General features: G+C 73.9%; 1 protein-coding gene. It reads right to left on the bottom strand.

Annotated elements, in window-relative coordinates:
* Positions 1-729 (bottom strand): replication-relaxation family protein (locus GA0115259_RS38695; protein ID WP_256098321.1); only part of this gene is annotated, 729 nt, incomplete at its 3' end.
* Positions 730-1,306 lie beyond the last annotated feature (577 nt).

The following is a 1,306-nucleotide window of genomic DNA, read 5'->3' as shown; positions in this document are numbered from 1 at the left end:
CACGCCCCCGACGTGGCGGGCCCGGTCGTGGAACACGGCCTCCCTGGTTTCCGGGGCGGCGCGGCGCGGGGCCGGGGCGAACACGAACAGCACTGCCGGGAAGGGGCGCTCCCAGACGGGTCCGGCGTAGGTCTCCTGCCAGTGGGAGCGGGGAGCACGGGCGGCGTTCCCCCGCCCGGACGGGGGCGCGTTGCGGTAGGCGTCGTAGCGCTCCAGCTTGGCGACCAGGCGGGCGTAGGACATCGTGCGGTCGATCTCCACGAACGCGCTGGAACCGTCGGCCAGGAGCACCACGGCGTCCGGGACGAGGGAGCCGGCGGGGGTGGGGTGGGCGGCTTCGAGATGCCAGTCGGCGTGGTCGGCGGCCTGCGCGTGGTGGAAGGCGATGACGGTGTCGACCAGGGCGAGGCCATGCTCGCGCAGGCCCGTCTTGCTGGCGGCGATGCGCTTCCCGGTGGCCCTGCCGGCCGTCGGCGCGAGCTCACCGGAGGCCGCGGCTTCGGCGAGACCCGCCGGGGTGCAGTACCAGTAGCTCTGCTGCGCGCGGTGGGTCCGGCCGACCAGAGCCGGAGATTCAGCATGCAGGTTGCGCAGCGCGCGACGGACATGGTCGGTGCCCTGCTGGTGCGGCAGCAGCAGCGCCTTGAGCTGGCGCGGGGTGGCAAGGCGCAGCTGGGCGAGGGTGAGCAGGACCTCGCCGCGGATGTCCGCGCCGGCCTTCACCGCCACGCTCTTCCGGGACCGGGACGCTTCTCCAGATACACCAGTACAAGGAGAAGAGGAGTTGCAACCAGCCTCGGCAAGCGAATCAGAGGCCTGATCAGCGACAACGCTCAGGCGGCGGCCGACGGCTGCGGGGCTGGGTACGGGGCTCACCGCAGGGCCCGGAGCGGGGCCCGCCGTCGCAGCGGCGCCGACCGGGGTAGGCGGGGTGGGGGTGGCGGTCATCGCGTCCTCGCGATTCTCCGGCCCCTGCGGCCGGATCGGTGACAGGTCCGGCCCGCACGCGGATGCACGCGCGGGCCGGAGCCACCGTGTGAAACCACCCCTTGTCCGCTGTCCGACGCCCAGCCCAACCAGCGTCCGCTTCCACCGGGTTCACCCCCTTGTCTCGCTGATTTGTCTGTGACCGACGCCATACCGCCCGGCTCCCCGGCACGTCACGGCTGGAGGCCCTGACCCCGGCCTTGGCCGGGGCCGGGCTGCTGGTGCTCCTGGCGGCGCCGGCCGACCGATCCGGCCGGGTCGCCCGCCGAAGACGGGACTTCCTGGTCCTCAATGGCGCGGCGGCGGGCGTCAGCGGCGC

Source organism: Streptomyces sp. MnatMP-M17, assembly GCF_900091995.1.
Taxonomy (GTDB): Bacteria; Actinomycetota; Actinomycetes; order Streptomycetales; family Streptomycetaceae; genus Streptomyces.
Note: the sequence above shows the minus strand (reverse complement) of the source record. Positions and strands in the feature narration are given on the sequence as shown.